This window comes from Pantoea sp. X-Soil-OKNW-713 (assembly GCF_059730685.1).
Genome location: NZ_AP035995.1, coordinates 2558218 through 2571344, shown reverse-complemented (window position 1 = coordinate 2571344; position 13127 = coordinate 2558218). Strand labels below are relative to the sequence as shown.

Sequence of the window (13127 nt, the reverse complement as noted above, 5' to 3'; positions counted from 1 at the left end):
CATGCTAAGGGGTCCCTGTGGGGACCTGATGCATGGAAAAATAGCGCGGCTAAAATCGATAATCAACAAGTTTAAGCGAAACCTGATGCCTGCTGGCGGAAGTAAAAAAGGGCCTTTCGGCCCTGTGATTTTACTGATGTGTGTAAGTCGCCGCGTGTAGCTCCTTGCTTGCTTTTCGTTGACTGTCTATGTATTCGGCAAGGTCAGCTATATGAACCATTCTTGGGGCCTTTTGGCTTTCAGCGGTTCTGAAGGTTGCAATCGGCAACTTGTTTTCGGAAGCCTTTCTTTCGGCAGTCGCTGCCTTCATACCGAAATACTTTTCACAGACATCACTAAGCGGTACAGCGGCGGTTTCGTACTCAGCCATCAATAAAAACATCGTATTCATACTTAATCTCCATACCTGGCCTGCTGCAACAGGGAGTGTTTAAATTTCGCTGGTGGTCGGGATAAGGCGCTGCCAGATCGCTGAAACGTACTTGGCCTGGTGAATGGCATCATCAAGTGCGTTATGCACTTCGCCGGTAAACGGCATATCTTTTTTCGGGTCAAAACCAACAGCGCGACCCATATCAACGATGGTGCGCACATCACGGTCATTCCAGAACTTCCACGGGCATTCGATGCCAGAACGATCGAAAGCAGAGCGAACAATAATATTGTCGAATCCGGCTCCGTTACCCCACACCTTTACCCACTTAAGATCACACTCATTGGCAATGAACTCACTCAGGTTGGTTAATGCAAGGTTGATTTCAACCGCACCAGCAATGATCGCCGACCGGGCTTCAGATGACTGTTCCAGCCACCAAATAACAGTTTCCGGTTCTATATGGCCGCCATTATCAACAGCAGACTTGAGGTCGATACAACGGTAAAAGGTAGGGCCGATATTACCGGTTTCTGGTTCAAAGAAAGCCGCGCCAATAGATACGATCGCTGCATCTGATTTCCGGCTCATGCTTTCGACATCAATCATTAAGTTATTCATAAATTCCCTTCGTGACATGTCACGGAATAATTTTAAGTTTCAGGTCATGCCAGCCGCGAGTTAACCAGCAAGCATTTTCACCACTAAAGCAACATTCAGTAACCGGCAACTGATCACCACAGCGGCCACAGTTGCGTTTATTCAGTTCTGCCACCTGTCGTTTAAGTTGGGCGTTATCGATACGAATAAGCGTGGTGATGTACTCATTCAGCTCATATGGTTCACGACCAGGGCGACGACCGGCGCAATTCTGCGCCAGCATTTCGAGTTCCTGATTATCGAGCACAAGCTCAAGTTTCTTATCACCGGCAGCGGCCTGACGTGCTCGCTGTTCCTTTTTGCGTCCTGCGGGTGACTTAGCCATGACCGAGCACCCACTGATTATTTACATGCACCGCAATGGGATGAGAGGTATCCGGTAACACTAAATCCTCAACCACTTCCCCGGTTTCAACAAAATAGTAATGGCTGTCCGTGATGTTGTTGATGAAGTGGGCTTCCCGCTCTTTCTCAGGCATCGCATTAAGAATCCGCAATACTTTCTTGCCTACAGGCCGGTAATCGGGAGTGGCCCTAACGAGTTTCGCAGCAGCATAGTTGTGATGCCCGTCCATCAAGACGGTGTATTGCTTTCCGCGCAACACAATTGGATATACAGCCACAATGAAGCGCTTAAACCGGGAGGCTTTGTCTAAAACCTTTGCCCTGTTGATGTAACGCTGGCAACTGATCAAATCCCCCTTAATCATGGCTGCCACCCTCCACACGCTTAAACTCAATGACCCACACCCACGGGTTAGCCTGCCAGCTTTCCTCTCCGTAGATAGACGCCCATGCCCTCGAAAACTCATCAATATCGCCGAGCACATGGCTGTCTTCATAAGCGAAGCCTTCGCTCCGTGCATCTTCACCACTCATGCTCTGCAACCGCTCCACACGAACGCCGGTAATCTCCAGCGTTATACGGGAATACTTGCGGCGCATATGTAGGGAAGGCGTCCATTTCATCGGGTACGGCTTGCCGTTGCAGTCATACAAACGCACCGCGTCAGGCTTAGATGCGCGATAAACAAGCTGTTCATGAGGCGCGCCGCCAACTGAGCGGATTTCAAATCCGAACGTCTCACGCACCCACAGGCGATCACCTACTGCACCGAACGGGCAGGCATGCCAATAATCACCGCCATTCTCACAATCTTCTGACCACGGCCAGTTGCTACCATCATCACGCTCCGCAATTTCAGTAGCGCGAGTAGTGCGCCGCCAGTCAATCAACCGGCGCGTCTGCGTCTTGCTGCCGTTCAGAACTGCCCGAACCATGTCGGCGTTGAAAATCATTCCGCGTTCACGCATTGTTTTCCTCCTCGATTTCACGACCGAGAAAGGAAAGTGAGGTGATTGCTTGGGCTTTGAAATTCAGGTCACTTACAAGCGCTTTGAGTTTCCCCAAGTCCTCTTGAGTAACGATCCTGAAATTAAGTAGAGCAACGCCCGACATGGTTGCGTTACCGTCAGCGGCACAATAGTGATAGATATAACGGTTTGTTTTAGCCATCACTCACTATCCTCCAACTTGTTGCCGCACAGCGGGCAATACGTCATTTTCAGCGAGCACTCTTTACGGGTGAAATTCTTAGCCAACTCCCCGTTTTTCTTTTTCAGGCGATAAGCAAGTCGGTACCTGAGCATGACATGTACCCTGAAATTCTTTCCGAATGACATAACTTGGTTGTCCCAACCACACCCATCCCATGAAGAACCTAATTCACTGCCTTCCGGGACGCCTTCCATCAGATGCGCGTGTAGCTTTTCTTTTGCCTGATCCAGGCAGTTGCATTTGGTAGGCATCAGTGGACCTCAGTTGGCTGATTGGCGCGTAACAGGTCCATCTCCAGTTGGGAGATGAGATTGAGGCAGTGCGAAACACCTGGCTGCTGTTGGTTTACCCGGAGCTGGACGTATTTATGGGTTTGCCCGACCGCCTCTGCGTGCAGCTCTTTAATCCACTGGTCGGAAGTAGGGGTGATCATCGCTTCGTTAAGGTCAGCGATGAGGCTGTCATGATCACCTACAGACTGGAGCACCTTAATCACGCCGGGAATCAGAGCATTAAGGCGCAGGACTTCACCGGCCATGACGTTAGCGCGGGTGTTTGCCACATCGAGGCGCGTAGCGAGGTCGCTGATCATCTTCGCGATGTCGATCAGTGCGGTTTCAACGGTCAGTGCTTTAGAAAATTCGTGACCAGCTTTAACCACTTCTCTGTTTGATTTTGTGTTGTGCATGCTGGTGGCCTCAGTGAATGGTGCGGTTAGCATTATTCAGGCGTTCAGCTTCTTTCTGTGCCGCCAGCGGGTTGCTGATGATTGAGCCGTCAGGCAAAACCCAGCCGCCCAGGATGATGCTGTAGGGAAGGGTGATAATCCCGACAACGATGTGAGCGTGTGGATGCTGCATATATCTCTCCATACCGTTTTTTGGTTGCACGAATCCCTTGCCGGTATTGGCAATAAAGCAAAAAGGGATTCATTCAAATTGGCAGGTGAGCACTGCAACACTCACCGCCGTTACTCCATACCTGAAAGGATGTGTGGTGCCGGGTGCCTCCCGGTGCCCTGTGTAAGCTGACAAAGTGCAGGGCGGTGACTGATAGTATTGACGCACCGGATACTACGGTTATTGTCAGTTTTACCGCGAGCGCTGAGCCGCATTCACCACAACGGTAAGAGCACTGTCAGGGTGCTTCAGGCGCTATACCCGCCTTCGGCCAATGCTCTTGCCTGTTGTGTGCCGGAATGTTTCACGGCGACTTACTTTTGTTGAATAACCCGCCTTGCGGCGAGTTAATTCAAATACTGAGATTGCTGCTTAATTGACTTTTGTCGCCTGAATAGTGGCGCTACCCACATTGTTGCTACACGAATCGTCACTAATGAAAGCCTGGAATGTTGCAGTAGGCTGTGTAACCGTGACGGTAGTCGGTGAGCTGCTGACTGTTGCACCCCAGCGCGCATTACCCATACCACCTTGCAAAAACACACGATCAATGGGGCAACCAGTGCCGCCCTGGCAGTTCATGGTGTTAGATGACAAAGAAAAGGTGTAAGTACCCTGACTCAGACTGAACAGAATAGGGTTACCTTTTTGAATCTGGGTATTACTGAGCGGTGGGTAAATACAGTTGCTGATAGCACTGACATTAAACGTTTCAGCCTGGCTACCAAATGACAGCAAACCGAGGAGAAACAAAGCCTTTAATTTCATGAAAATTCCTCTTTGATTTATAAACGAACTCAATTACCACAAAAATCAAGGGCACTTACTCCACGTCTCTAAAGCGTTCGAAAACACCCGTTTTGCAAATGCCCTTGTCGTTGTGAAAAAAGGGCGGTTAAACCAGAGCAATCACCAGAGAAACCGCCAAACAACTACTTGCTCAAAGCGCCTAACACTCCACCGTCACTACACACAGATCACCATCACAAATAAGCTCAGCCTCGGGGAATAGTCTCAGGAAGGTGAGTAAGTCGGCCAGGCTGGTGTTCGCCATGTTCTTTACCATCTTCATCTGATGTTCCTCAGAAATCGCTCGATAGGGTGATTAAACTATATGTTTATAAGTGAGTCAACTATGAGTTGATAAATATTTTGTTTACTTCGAGGGGCCAGGCTTCAGGCATAAAAAAACCGGCACTTGGCCGGTTTATTCATTGATTCGGGACTATTCTTTGCCAACGTCATCGGCAGAAATAAAGCGTGTTGCTTTGATTATTCCTGAGACAAAGTGGATTTTTTCTACTTGGTTAACTGGTAAGGTGAAGGGCTTATGATCGTTGTTTATGCTCGTGAATTGGTAATCACCTGCGCGATTGTAATTGAGAATCTTGATCATGTTGTGACCATCTGAAGTTCTAATGAATACTTCATCACCAGGGTGAACCTTCGTGTTTGGTTCGATCACTACAAACTCACCTGATTGGATACGGGGCCACATGCTATCCCCTCGAACCCTCAAGCCATAAGCTTCACGGTCATCGCTATAAATTCTAAGCCAACCGGCGTGAAACTCCATCATATCAATAAGCCCATCCATGCCCAGAACAGCATCACCTTTAACGGGGATAACCCCATTCATGATGTTGCCAACTACTTCAACCTCGCTTGCAGGTTTCTGGTGTGGTGTTGAATACATCTGCTCACTTTCACCAAGAACCCAGGATAAATCCAAACCCGTAGCCGCCGAAATTTTTATGGCCGAATCTTTACCAATTTCTCCGCGCTTAAACCAGTTATTAACCGCTTGAGGTGAAACCCCCGCAATCCTCGCAAGGTCCGCTTTACTCAAATTTGCAGCCTTCAGCAGCTCATCCAGCCTTGTCGTCGCCTTACTCATAAGTGGTATCGCACTGTTCATATTCAAAACTCGATTGTAAACGTTCTGTTTACATAGGGGAATAAACACATAGTTGACTGCACTGTAAACTTATTGTTTAATGTTCCTGTCAAATATAAACCGGAGATGAATAATGGAAGCTTTGAACAAAGCGATTAAAGCGGCAGGTTCCGCGCGCGCTTTGGCTCTGAAACTTGGTGTATCTCCAATGACTGTAAGTTACTGGCAGAGCCGCTCATCAGGGGTAGTACCTGCTGAGCGAGTCATCAGCATCTTCCAGATCACTGGTGTGACACCTCATGAACTTAGGCCCGATTTGTATCCAAGCCCATCTGATGGTGTGGCTGATGTTAAACAACTCTAACAAACCCAGTAACTACCAAAGGAAAACCGAAATGGTAGACACACTTAAAACAGCAATCCGCCAGATGTGTAAAGCTCACCCCTCTGGTCGTTTGGGAATGGCTTATGACTTAGGCATGACCCTTGACCAGTTTCACAACCACCTTTACCGAAAGTGCCAGAGTCGTTTTTTCACGGTTGATGAGCTGATGAAGATGGAAGACCTGTCGCGCACTAACTACCTAGCTGAATACTTTGCCGCTCGTCGTCGCCTGACGCTGGTGGACATCTCAGCAGTGCAGAACGTGGACAAAGTTGATCTCTTTGACATCGAACTGAAAACCAGTGCAGCCGCTGGTGAGCTTGCGACTGCCAAACTTGCAGCCGTGTCAGATGGTGTGATTGACAACCACGAACGCAAAACCCTTTCCGAGCTGTTTAACAAAAAAATCCGTCATCAGATTCACGGCTTTATGGGCTTTCTCGCGCTGTATGGCGTGGGTGTCTCGGATCATTCGGTGGATATGTTTGTAGCGAGCAATCGCAAAGCAGAGATGGCGGGAATGCATTTTGAGTCGCCGGAGGCGTGATGAAAGTTTTAACAGCATCAGAAAGGTTGACGCCCAAGGTTGCAGCCCTGGGCGTCGATTCGCGAGTAAATCAACTGGTATGGAGAGTTAATCGCATGAACATTTTAAGCAGAAACAAGCCATCAGTGCAATTTCGCTGCCGCTTGGTAGCTGGTGCGCTGGTGTTTGAACAGAGATTACCCGCTGCTAGTGGACCCGGCAACTACCAGGAAGTGAGCATGATGGTAGTTCGGTCTGAGTGGCCTAAGTTCTATTGCAAGTCTTCGGGCTTAGGTGGTGCCGTATGAACCCCACCGAATTCATCCATCAGCATATCGTTAAGGTTCTTGTGGGGGAAGGCTACCCGGCTGACGTTGCTCAGCGCGGTGCTAACAAGGGCGTTGACCACTACCGCAAATGCTCACAGGCATCCAAAAAAGGCGCGATGTTTGATGACTGCCTCCATTATGCGCGCCTTGAAGCTCGTTACCAGACTCCAAAGCATGAGCGCAAAGCCAAACCGGCACGTAATCCGAAAACACCACAGGAGAAATTATTGTGACATGTCACGAAAACAATTCTCCGGGATTACCGGGTGAAATCATTAAGCCGTGGGTTGAGCAATACAGGGATGATCACGGGCACATCGTTGAAACCGTTGGTGTTGACGTTGTTAACCACCGGGTCATTTTCATGCGCACAAGCCAGGGATACCCGTTGCCATGTGCGCAGCCCCGAGAGTTATGGGGGAAGAAGTTCAGGAAGGTAACACCATGAGTTTACTGCTAAAGGTTAAACCGCTGGTGGTTAGTCCAGAGCTTGCTACTCGCATTGGTCTGCCTGAAGCGATCGTGCTTCAGCAGATTTGCTATTGGCTGGAAGAGACGCCATCAGGCATCGAAAAAGACGGTAAGAAGTGGGTTTATAACACGCATGAGCAGTGGGGGGAGCAATTCCCATTCTGGTCAACTGACACCGTTAAGCGCGCATTGAACAGCCTCAAAAAGCTGGGGCTTATCTACGTCGAGCAACTGAATAAATCGAAACATGATCGCACCAATTTCTATGCGATTAACTACGAAAGCCCGCTACTTACCGATGAGTGCAAATTGCCCTCATCGAACAGTGCAAATTCACCCTCATCGATAGGGGATAAATTGCCCTCATCGAACAGGGCAAAAACACCCTCATCGATGGGGGGCAAAATGCCCTCATCTCTTACAGAGAATACAACAGAGAATACTACAGAGATTACAGGTAAAGACTCTTGTCAGGTTTCTGCGAAACCCGACCGGGAAGTCGAGATTACCGATCTGGCTAAAGAGGTTTTGACCCACCTGAACCAAACCACAGGCTCAAAATTCCAGGTAAGTCGCTCATCACTGGAAAACATCCGCGCTCGCCTGGTTGAGGGTTACGAGCCAGCAGAGCTGAATCTGGTAGTGGACTACAAAAACGAGCACTGGCGCGACACCGATCAGGCTCAGTACCTGCGACCGGCAACGCTTTTCATCCCGAAAAACTTCGCTGGCTATCTCCAGTCGGCAACGAAGTGGGACAAGTCAGGCAGACCGCCATGCGTGAATGGCAAATGGCAGCGTGATGTTAACCAAACCGCGAATGTTGATTACACCATTCCAGATGGCTGGCGGGGGGCATGATGAACACAGAAACGTTAATTCTGACTCACCTGATGAGTTTTCCCGGCCAGACCCCGGCACAGATTGCCAATGCAATCGGACGCACCCGCAGCACTGTTGGCGCATCTCTGCCAGTGATGGTTGCTGTTGGTGATATCTGGAGTGATGCCGAAGCCCGTTACTACACGGCAGAGCCAGCAGGCGAGGGTGATGAGAAATACATTGCGCTTTGTGACGAGGCATATCGCCTTCAGGAGCGAAATCTGTGGAACCCCGCCGCGCACGTCTGGCATCAGGCCCAAAAGGCAACACTCAAGCCAGGGCTGCGCGAAAAGGCACGAATCAAGGCAATCCTGTGTGTCGAGAAAGCCAGAGAGAAAGACCCTCGACCTGGTCCTGATCCTTTCTGTCGCAGGGGTAACTTCCGATGAAAGCAGCCATACAGCGCCAATGGCGGCGCAATGAAGATTTCTACCGTGGAACCCGTTTAGCGGTCCTGATGATAACCGGTCTGATTATTACCCTGGCATGGGAGCTGGAAACCAAATGAGCACTTTATCCCTGGTGTACAAAGGCAAAGAGAAAAACGGTACAGGCATCACTGTCAAAAAAACCTATATGGTGCCGATTGATGAGCTGTATCTGGAGGAAGGCTTTAACATTCGCCCACTGGACATGAAGCACGCTGAATACATGCGTGACTGCTGGATTGCAGGAGCCGACCTTCCCCCGCTTTCTGTAATCGTGACAGAGCAGGGGATCAAGGTGCTCGATGGTCAACACCGATTTATCGGTGCCAAACTGGCCGCAGAAATGGGGCATCCAATTCCACGCATTGAGTGCAAAGACTTTGTGGGAACCCCTCTACAGGCTCTTGCGCATCAGGCTAAATCGTCTCAAGGCAAGCCAATCAGCGCTATTGAGCGTGCGCTGGGGTATGTGCGCGCGAAAAATCAGGGATACTCACTTACTGAAATTGCCAAAGAGTTTGGGCGTTCAATCACTGACGTCGAAACCCATCTCCAGTTGCTTTCATCAGGACAAGAGTTGATCGACATGGTTGAGTCCGGTGAAGTTGCACCAACAACAGCCGTTGCTCTAAGCCGTGAGCATGGTGCAAGTGCTGGGCGGATTGCTACACAGCAACTGGAGAAAGCCAAAGCCAGCGGCAAGAAGAAACTGACCCGTTCCGCTGCCATGCCGCAGTTCAGCGCAGCCAAAGCACGCCGCTTGGCAGAATTGCTGGTGGATGCTGAATTTGAAAGTGAAGAAGTTACCCGCAGTGGTGATGTTCTCACTCTGTCCCCCGGCACCGCTGAAGAGATTAACCGCATCCTCGCTGAATATCGTGCTGGAATCCAGCTGAACGTGGAACGAACTTAACTTTACAAATATATTTTCACCAATCAAATAACAACAAATCAACAATGCCATTAATGGCATTGTTGATTAAAGCATTTCATTAGGATTTATCACACTGAAGTTAACTTTCGATGTGTTATTGATAGTTATTCCAGTTGTCAACAAGCCATTGCCATACATTCTTGTGACTACGTATATTTGACGGTAGATAATTTTTAATCAATCGCTCTGCTTTAAGAGCGGGATTTTTATTCACCCACTTACTTGCTCTCGCCAAGCGATTAAGGAAAGCGAGAACTTCGTAACCTTCACTCCGGTTTAACAGAGTACTGTCAGGAACGCCAGTTATGCGAGCATCATCGGGTGCTACTGTAGTCCAAGAGTATTTAAACTGTAGGTCATTTGCGCTTAGAAGAGTCATAAAACCTCCTGATGAACAAATAATAGAAGGAAAGGCGGTGTTATCAGCTGATTTCGATAGATAAAATCGATTGATAATCAATATTCAATCATCGCATTGTATCTATATGTATAAAGTTAGAACACAAAAATTTATTAATTTTGCTGCCAGTATTTACAGGAGTTGTCGGTTTTAGCTAAACGATAAATGTTTTTTCTTTTCATAGCCGCTATCATGAATTCGCTGATGGTTGTTTGCAGACACCACTAGCAAAGGTTGGTCCCGTTCATTTGCAGATGATGGGGCGGGGCCGGATAACAACAAAATGGTATGGAGTAGTAAGCATGAATCAACTTTTAGTGATTGATGGTGTTTCTGTTCGTCAGGATAACGAGGGACGCTATTGCCTCAATGATTTGCATAGGGCCGCCGGTGGTGAACGCCGAAATGATCCACATGACTGGATGCGCCTCAAGCAAACCAAAGACCTTGTTGAATTGTTGAGCGATACGGGAATTCCCGTAACGGTCATTAAGGGCGGGAAAGACCAGGGCACATTTGTGTGTAAGGAGTTGGTTTATTCCTTCGCTATGTGGATCAGCCCTGAGTTCAGTTTAAAAGTAATTCGCACGTATGATGCGATAGCGAGCCAACAAAAACCGGTATCAATGCCCGATGAGGTTCAGGCAAGCATTCTCCTGCTTGAGTCAGCCTCAAAACTCCTAAATTTTTCCAATTCGTCAAAACTGGGCGCATACCAGAAAATTCAACAGCACTACGGTATCCCCAATATGATGCCTGCGTATGCTATTGACGCCCCAACTGATGCCGCAGACGGATCAAGCAGAGCAAGTTTCTCACTAACCTCATCCCTGAAAGCTCACGGAATTAAATTAACGGCAAGCCAGGCATACAAACTGCTGGAGAAAGTTGGCGTTGTTGAGCAAAAGGTGAGGGTTAGCCGGTCAGCACCCGGAGGCGTTAAAAATTTCTGGTCACTCACTGCCAAAGGCTGCATGTACGGTAAAAACGTAACCAGCCCTGCTAATCCCCGTGAAACACAACCACACTTTTTCGAGTCGCGGTTTCCTGAACTGCTGCGCCTGCTTGAAGCTGTGCACTGAGGTGTAAATGCGAGCATTACTTACACCTGAAATAGCACCGCGCACAGGGATTGTGCTGCTTAAACCGGGGAAAGATTTACTCCCCTTATTCCGTGGACGTGTTCTGGTATGCACTCCGCCGCACGACCTTGCATTAACACCATCGGGGTTAATAAACGACAGCAGCCAGCCACTACTGGACGAAACATTGCTGTCTGGATTCTTTAACGATGACCGGGTGATTAACGCTGCTGGTGGATGGGAAGCGCATGACGCGTGGGTGCAAAAAATTAACGCCTGCCAGCTTCAGAAAAAGGATTCCTGGCATCATCCGCATTACACTACCTTGCGCACCGAATCGGGAACGGTTTGCCTGTGCTATCACGATGATAATTACTGCCGTGAGAATGGTTTACCTGAGTCACTTGAAAGTGTTGCCGCTGGCAATATGGCGCGGTGGGTTATCGAATCAGCCTGCATTCAGATGGGGTTAGGTTCGGACCATCGGATGACATTACCAGAGCTGTGCTGGTGGGCCTGTCTTAATGACGTAACGGACCTGATACCCGAAGCGCCAGCGCGCCGTGTGCTTCGTATGCCAGCAGAGAAACCGGCAACAGGTGAACTGAAGGAATCACACATCCAGCCGGAACGGGCCGCAAAGGAAGTGATACAGGAAGCGGCAGAGGTGGTACAAGCCGCCATCAACCTGGCTATCGACCCGGAATCACCAGAATCATTCATGAAGCGGCCAAAGCGCCGCAGAATGGAAAACGAGAAATACACGCGTTGGGTAAAAACGCAGCCATGCGCCTGCTGTAACAACCCGGCAGACGACCCACATCACATCATCGGACACGGACAGGGAGGGATGGGAACCAAGGCACACGATTTGTTTGTGATACCGCTTTGCAGGGCGCATCACGACGAACTCCACCGCGACCAGGTGGCATTTGAAAACAAATACGGGAGCCAGCCAGAACTGCTGTTGAGATTCCTGGATCACGTCATAAGCATTGGCGTAATCGGGATAGCAAAAAAATAAATCGGTATGGAGAAATAATGATGCGTGACATGTCACAAGTTTTGGATTGCTGGGGAGCATGGGCATCAGCTGATAGCAGCGGCGTTGATTGGCAGCCAATTGCTGCAGGTTTTAAGGGATTAATTCCACATGGTAAAAACGCAAGAGTTCAGTGTTGTGATGACGACGGTATTGTTATTGACAGCTGCGTTGCAAAGCTAAAAAAACATAAACCCGAAGAATACGAACTCGTCATAGCACATTACGTGATAGGAATTTCACTACGAAGTATTGCAAAAAAAAGGAAGTGTTCTGATGGTACGATTAGGAAAGAGCTTCAAACAGCAGAGGGTTTCGTAGATGGATGTCTTTCTGTACTTGATATCAAGTTAGAGATGCAATGAAAAGAGGCCCAGCAAGGGCCTTTTTTTATGCAATTCGCTTTGAGTTTGATCTGTATCTAACTTGAGTAAGCTCTGAGTTGAAATAGTCTTCATCAAGAAAGTCTAGTAGCTCTTTTATTTCTTTTTTTGATGTTGGCATTGTTATTTTCATTGCCGGTCCCGCACCAGATGTGATTAGTGGGAAGTTTAAATTCTGAGCTGCACTTAATATCTTGCTTACAGGGATTGATTTTAATATCCCGCTTTTGTTAATAAGTGCAACTTTCTTTCTAATCACGTTGTCGGCAACAGCGTCAAGGTTGAATCCTTGTGGTACGTCGAATGCAGGCTCTTTCGTAAAGTTATCTAGGTCGGTTTTTGTTGCAGTTGCAAAATACTGGTTCATATCAAATATACTGCGAAGATTTGTAAAGCTTCGGAATTTTATCCTTTGACCATCAATTATTGCAACAAGTTTATCATCTAAGTTAAAGCCCAGCAGGTCAGACATGCTAAATACATTTTTATTTAGCCATAAGTATTTTGAGGCGGATAGTATTTGTCTCTTGCTAAAAGTCTGTATTGCGATTTTATCTTTATTATTTGGGAAATCTGGTGCCATAAACATTGCTGTTACTGTGTCAAGGCCTATTGAATTATCCCACTTTGGAATCGCAGTGCTTCTGTTTATAGCGTCAAGCAATGGTGCGGCTTCTTGAAAGCCAGTGATTGAATGGCACTCATCGGAGCTTGGAGTGTATCCTGCCTCGAAAGGTAGAACTTTATGATATTGAGTTTCAAAGTCTGCTTCCTGTTTTCTGAATGCAGACGTTATCTTAGTATCGGTTTTTTTATCTGTCTCAACCCTATAAATCCTCACAGCGGAAGTTTTATTCATTATCGCAAAAAGTGCCATT

23 protein-coding genes are annotated in these 13127 nt (G+C 48.1%); 11 read left to right on the top strand and 12 right to left on the bottom strand.

What is annotated here, in order from left to right; all coding sequences use genetic code 11:
• Positions 1-130: 130 nt before the first annotated feature.
• From AC6I8R_RS12180 to AC6I8R_RS12130, 11 genes are all read right to left on the bottom strand, one after another.
• Positions 131-391 carry a pyocin activator PrtN family protein gene (locus AC6I8R_RS12180; protein WP_497832382.1) on the bottom strand — a complete coding sequence of 87 codons (261 nt, stop codon included), beginning with the start codon at positions 389-391 and terminating at the stop codon, positions 131-133.
• Between the two features lie 39 nt (positions 392-430).
• On the bottom strand, positions 431-994 hold the full coding sequence (locus tag AC6I8R_RS12175) for a 3'-5' exonuclease (protein WP_497832381.1): 564 nt from the start codon (positions 992-994) through the stop codon (positions 431-433).
• A 19-nt stretch (positions 995-1013) separates the two neighbouring features.
• Complete coding sequence (locus tag AC6I8R_RS12170; RefSeq protein WP_497832380.1) at positions 1014-1358, bottom strand: hypothetical protein; 345 nt, start codon at positions 1356-1358, stop codon at positions 1014-1016.
• Positions 1351-1743 carry a chromosome partitioning protein ParB gene (locus tag AC6I8R_RS12165; protein WP_497832379.1) on the bottom strand — a complete coding sequence of 131 codons (393 nt, stop codon included), beginning with the start codon at positions 1741-1743 and terminating at the stop codon, positions 1351-1353. Before AC6I8R_RS12165 ends, AC6I8R_RS12170 begins: the two co-directional genes overlap by 8 nt.
• Complete coding sequence (locus tag AC6I8R_RS12160) at positions 1736-2347, bottom strand: hypothetical protein (RefSeq protein WP_497832378.1); 612 nt, start codon at positions 2345-2347, stop codon at positions 1736-1738. Before AC6I8R_RS12160 ends, AC6I8R_RS12165 begins: the two co-directional genes overlap by 8 nt.
• The gene (locus tag AC6I8R_RS12155) at positions 2340-2549 is read right to left on the bottom strand and encodes a hypothetical protein (protein WP_497832377.1); all 210 of its coding nucleotides are present in this window, start codon (positions 2547-2549) and stop codon (positions 2340-2342) included. The genes AC6I8R_RS12160 and AC6I8R_RS12155 overlap by 8 nt, the downstream gene beginning before the upstream one ends.
• Positions 2549-2842, bottom strand: a complete 294-nt coding sequence (locus tag AC6I8R_RS12150; RefSeq protein ID WP_497832376.1) for a hypothetical protein — start codon at positions 2840-2842, stop codon at positions 2549-2551. The genes AC6I8R_RS12155 and AC6I8R_RS12150 overlap by 1 nt, the downstream gene beginning before the upstream one ends.
• Positions 2842-3279, bottom strand: a complete 438-nt coding sequence (locus AC6I8R_RS12145) for a hypothetical protein (protein WP_497832375.1) — start codon at positions 3277-3279, stop codon at positions 2842-2844. Before AC6I8R_RS12145 ends, AC6I8R_RS12150 begins: the two co-directional genes overlap by 1 nt.
• Positions 3280-3289: 10 nt before the next feature.
• Positions 3290-3451, bottom strand: coding sequence for a DUF1317 family protein (locus tag AC6I8R_RS12140; protein WP_497832374.1), 162 nt, complete (start codon positions 3449-3451; stop codon positions 3290-3292).
• Positions 3452-3862: 411 nt separating this feature from the next.
• Complete coding sequence (locus AC6I8R_RS12135) at positions 3863-4258, bottom strand: hypothetical protein (protein WP_497832373.1); 396 nt, start codon at positions 4256-4258, stop codon at positions 3863-3865.
• Positions 4259-4715: 457 nt separating this feature from the next.
• Complete coding sequence (locus tag AC6I8R_RS12130; protein WP_497832372.1) at positions 4716-5387, bottom strand: LexA family transcriptional regulator; 672 nt, start codon at positions 5385-5387, stop codon at positions 4716-4718.
• A gap of 133 nt (positions 5388-5520) precedes the next feature.
• On the opposite strand from AC6I8R_RS12130, the gene AC6I8R_RS12125 reads away from it, so the two are divergent.
• The 11 genes from AC6I8R_RS12125 to AC6I8R_RS12075 all read left to right on the top strand — a co-directional run bounded on the left by AC6I8R_RS12125 (position 5521) and on the right by AC6I8R_RS12075 (position 12231).
• Entirely contained in the window at positions 5521-5751 is a 231-nt protein-coding gene (locus AC6I8R_RS12125; protein WP_071783556.1) for a transcriptional regulator, read from the top strand.
• Between the two features lie 31 nt (positions 5752-5782).
• Complete coding sequence (locus AC6I8R_RS12120; RefSeq protein WP_497832371.1) at positions 5783-6319, top strand: YmfL family putative regulatory protein; 537 nt, start codon at positions 5783-5785, stop codon at positions 6317-6319.
• Between the two features lie 283 nt (positions 6320-6602).
• The gene (locus AC6I8R_RS12115) at positions 6603-6860 is read left to right on the top strand and encodes a hypothetical protein (RefSeq protein WP_497832370.1); all 258 of its coding nucleotides are present in this window, start codon (positions 6603-6605) and stop codon (positions 6858-6860) included.
• Entirely contained in the window at positions 6857-7075 is a 219-nt protein-coding gene (locus tag AC6I8R_RS12110; RefSeq protein WP_497832369.1) for a DUF4222 domain-containing protein, read from the top strand. Before AC6I8R_RS12115 ends, AC6I8R_RS12110 begins: the two co-directional genes overlap by 4 nt.
• The gene (locus AC6I8R_RS12105; RefSeq protein ID WP_497832368.1) at positions 7072-7959 is read left to right on the top strand and encodes a conserved phage C-terminal domain-containing protein; all 888 of its coding nucleotides are present in this window, start codon (positions 7072-7074) and stop codon (positions 7957-7959) included. The genes AC6I8R_RS12110 and AC6I8R_RS12105 overlap by 4 nt, the downstream gene beginning before the upstream one ends.
• Positions 7956-8369, top strand: coding sequence for a MarR family transcriptional regulator (locus tag AC6I8R_RS12100; protein ID WP_497832367.1), 414 nt, complete (start codon positions 7956-7958; stop codon positions 8367-8369). Before AC6I8R_RS12105 ends, AC6I8R_RS12100 begins: the two co-directional genes overlap by 4 nt.
• Positions 8366-8488 carry a hypothetical protein gene (locus AC6I8R_RS12095; RefSeq protein ID WP_497832366.1) on the top strand — a complete coding sequence of 41 codons (123 nt, stop codon included), beginning with the start codon at positions 8366-8368 and terminating at the stop codon, positions 8486-8488. Before AC6I8R_RS12100 ends, AC6I8R_RS12095 begins: the two co-directional genes overlap by 4 nt.
• Complete coding sequence (locus AC6I8R_RS12090) at positions 8485-9321, top strand: ParB/RepB/Spo0J family partition protein (protein ID WP_497832365.1); 837 nt, start codon at positions 8485-8487, stop codon at positions 9319-9321. The genes AC6I8R_RS12095 and AC6I8R_RS12090 overlap by 4 nt, the downstream gene beginning before the upstream one ends.
• 723 nt (positions 9322-10044) lie before the next feature.
• The gene (locus tag AC6I8R_RS12085) at positions 10045-10824 is read left to right on the top strand and encodes a KilA-N domain-containing protein (RefSeq protein ID WP_497832364.1); all 780 of its coding nucleotides are present in this window, start codon (positions 10045-10047) and stop codon (positions 10822-10824) included.
• Positions 10825-10831: 7 nt separating this feature from the next.
• Entirely contained in the window at positions 10832-11848 is a 1017-nt protein-coding gene (locus AC6I8R_RS12080) for a DUF968 domain-containing protein (RefSeq protein WP_497832363.1), read from the top strand.
• Between the two features lie 20 nt (positions 11849-11868).
• A complete protein-coding gene (locus tag AC6I8R_RS12075; protein ID WP_299454614.1) occupies positions 11869-12231 on the top strand; it encodes an antiterminator Q family protein in 363 nt (120 codons plus the stop codon).
• A 25-nt stretch (positions 12232-12256) separates the two neighbouring features.
• Here AC6I8R_RS12075 and AC6I8R_RS12070 read toward each other — a convergent pair whose 3' ends face one another.
• A complete protein-coding gene (locus tag AC6I8R_RS12070) occupies positions 12257-13126 on the bottom strand; it encodes a hypothetical protein (protein WP_497832362.1) in 870 nt (289 codons plus the stop codon).
• Between the last annotated feature and the right edge of the window lies 1 nt (position 13127).